Here is a 2,827-nt window from a genome sequence, read left to right on the forward strand (position 1 = left end):
CAAGTCTTTTTAATTCTGCATCATTTACAAGAGCAGTATCTTTAACTTCTAGTCTTAATCTAGTTATACAAGCATCTATAGATATTAAGTTATCTTTTCCACCAAGAGCATTTGTAACTAGAATGGCTAGTTCATGATTGTTTAATGAAACCTCTTTAGTATCTTGAGTTGTTGAATCTTCTCTACCAGGAGTCATTAAATTGAATTTTCTAATAAAGAATCTGAATCCAAAATAATAGAAGAAAGAGAATCCTAAACCGACTACAATAACAAGAGGCCAGTTTGTTTCAAATCCATCAGTTCCAGGAAGAACACCAAACATAATATAGTCAATAACGCCACCAGAGAAAGTCATTCCAATTCTAACATGTAACATATTCATTAGCATGAAAGATAGCCCAGCAAAAACACAGTGAACAGCGTATAAAATAGGGGCAACAAATAAAAATGAAAATTCAATTGGCTCAGTAATTCCTGTTAAGAATGATGTTAAGGCAGCTGAGAATAAGATACCTGCAGCAATTTTTTTATTTTGAGGTTTAGCTTCATGATACATTGCAAGAGCAGCAGCAGGAAGACCAAACATCATAAATGGAAATTTACCAGCCATAAATTTACCAGCACCAGCATAAGTAGCAGAAGAGAAAGAATGAACTCCATCTTTTAACATGGCAAACCAAATAGCTTGGTCTCCATTAACAATTTGACCAGCAGAGTTAGTATAATCTCCAAACTGATACCAGAAAGGAGCATAAAATATATGATGTAATCCAAATGGAATTAGTGCTCTTTCAACAACACCGAATAAAAATGTAGAAATATTTGTATTTGTTTCATTTGCAAGGAAAGAAAGTTTTTCTAATCCTACTTGAACTGGTTGCCAAATATGTGGCATAGCAAGACCAACTAAGAAAGCTACTATTGCAGTCATAATAGGAACTAATCTTTTTCCAGCAAAGAATCCTAAAAATGCAGGTAGTTCAGTTTGATAGAACTTCTTATAACAAATTGCAGCAATGATACCAGCAATAAGACCACCAAAAACACCTGTTTGTAGAGTAGGAACTCCTAATACTTCAGCAAAAGCTGGATTATGAACAGCTACTCCTGCAGCAGCATTAGTAAGAACACCCATAGTAGTATTCATAATAAGTAGAGCAACAATTGCAGCTAAGGCAGCAATTCCATCTCCACCAACTAAACCAATGGCAGCACCAACAGCAAAAAGTAAAGGTAGATTAGTAAAAATAATTCCTCCAGCTTGTTCCATTAAAGGTATTCCTAACTTATTACCTGCAGCTAGAAATATACCTGCAGCAGGAAGTATAGCAACTGGTGTCATTAAAGCTTTACCAATTTTTTGAACTTCAGCAAATATTTTCATAAAATCCTCCATATGTATTATAATTTTTTTATAACTTAATAAAAGAATACATTTAATTTAAAAAAAAGTCAAGAAAATAATCAAGATAAATGAGCCTTTTTTTTATTTGATATTTGTGTTATAATTTTACAAAAGAGCTAAAAAAGGTGGTGATATATCTGAAATATGATGAAAAAAATTGATGATTATAGGTATAAAATAATTGAACCATTTTTAAAAAAAGAAAAAAAATTAAAAGAAATAGAAAGTGAAACTAATGTATCTTATGCAACTTTAAAACGATGGGTGACTCAATATAAAACATCTGGATTATCAGGTTTAAAGAAAAAAAATAGGGTAGATAAAGATACTTCAAAAAAAATAAATAATGAAGCATTAATAAAAATAAAAGAAATATACAAAGAAGAATATGACTTGCCGATTACTCAAATTTATGAAAAAGCTAAAAAAATAATGATAAATTATAATAGTATGGTAAGTTACTCTACTTTTTTTAGAATTATTAATAATTTAGATAAAAATATAAAAGAATCTTCTCTTGGTTCAATAAAAGTAGAAAATATTTTTGAATATGGTATTATTCAAAAAGGAGTATTGATTCCTTTTTTTAATGATGAAAATAAAGTTTTCTATTTAACAGTTTTTTATAATAAAAATACATATGAAGTTATAAATTTTATTTTTGAAGAGATAGAAAGAAGTTTTGAAAAACTTTTTAATTTTATTTATGAAAGTATATTAATAGAGGGAGTATATCCTAAAAATATTTCAGTGGATTTAAAAATAAATGGAGTGTCTAAAAAGCTAGAAAAAAGTATTTTTTTCGAAACAGGAATTAATATTATACAGGAAGAGTATATTGAAGAAAAGGATAAATTTTTAACATTTGTTGGGTTAGATATTTTAAAAGAGTTTAATAGAAAAAAACCTAAAACAATAAATGAAATAATATTATTTCTAGATAAATATTTTTTTATTGAAGAAGAAAATATTTATAAAAAAAATAGCATAGAAAAAGATGAAATGGAAAAAATAAAAATATTTTTAAGTAAATATAAAAGAAAAGTTTACCCTATGGGAATAAGAGTAAAAAACAACATGTATGATAGTAAAATTTTAAGAGATTATGAAGATAAAATAATAGAAGCAATATATAATGAATTTAATAAAAAAGAAATAAAAGTGTACTATAAAGATAAATATATAGGGGAAGCACATTTAAAATAAAATAGAATAAGGAGAGGAAATGTTAAAAAATTTTGCAAAAGGGGTTGTAATTGGTATAGCCAATGTACTTCCAGGAGTATCAGGGGGAACACTTGCTGTTGTATTAAACATTTATGACAGATTAACAGAAGCAGTGGGGAATTTCTTCACAGCACCAATGAATAAGAAAATAGAATATATGAAATTTTTATCTCAAATTGGAATAGGAGCAGTAGT

At 27.8% G+C, this 2,827-nt stretch carries 3 protein-coding genes; 2 read left to right on the forward strand and 1 reads right to left on the reverse strand.

Features of this window, described 5'->3' with window-relative positions; translation table 11 throughout:
• On the reverse strand, positions 1–1,384 hold a 1,384-nt coding region (ptsG, locus tag Q0V09_RS10190), incomplete at its 3' end, for a glucose-specific PTS transporter subunit IIBC (RefSeq protein WP_297489238.1).
• A gap of 165 nt (positions 1,385–1,549) precedes the next feature.
• Between ptsG and Q0V09_RS10195 the strand changes: the two genes are divergently transcribed.
• Both Q0V09_RS10195 and Q0V09_RS10200 read left to right on the forward strand, forming a co-directional pair.
• Positions 1,550–2,611 carry a Mu transposase C-terminal domain-containing protein gene (locus Q0V09_RS10195; protein WP_297489240.1) on the forward strand — a complete coding sequence of 354 codons (1,062 nt, stop codon included), beginning with the start codon at positions 1,550–1,552 and terminating at the stop codon, positions 2,609–2,611.
• A gap of 19 nt (positions 2,612–2,630) precedes the next feature.
• On the forward strand, positions 2,631–2,827 hold a 197-nt coding region (locus Q0V09_RS10200), incomplete at its 3' end, for a DUF368 domain-containing protein (protein ID WP_297489243.1).

It is taken from the genome of uncultured Cetobacterium sp. (assembly GCF_947039425.1).
In the GTDB taxonomy this organism is placed as follows: Bacteria; Fusobacteriota; Fusobacteriia; order Fusobacteriales; family Fusobacteriaceae; genus Cetobacterium_A.

Bases quoted from the DNA above. Each gene is read 5' to 3' on its own strand.
- Q0V09_RS10195 (WP_297489240.1), top strand. From the start codon at position 1,550: ATGATGAAAAAAATTGATGATTATAGGTATAAAATAATTGAACCATTT.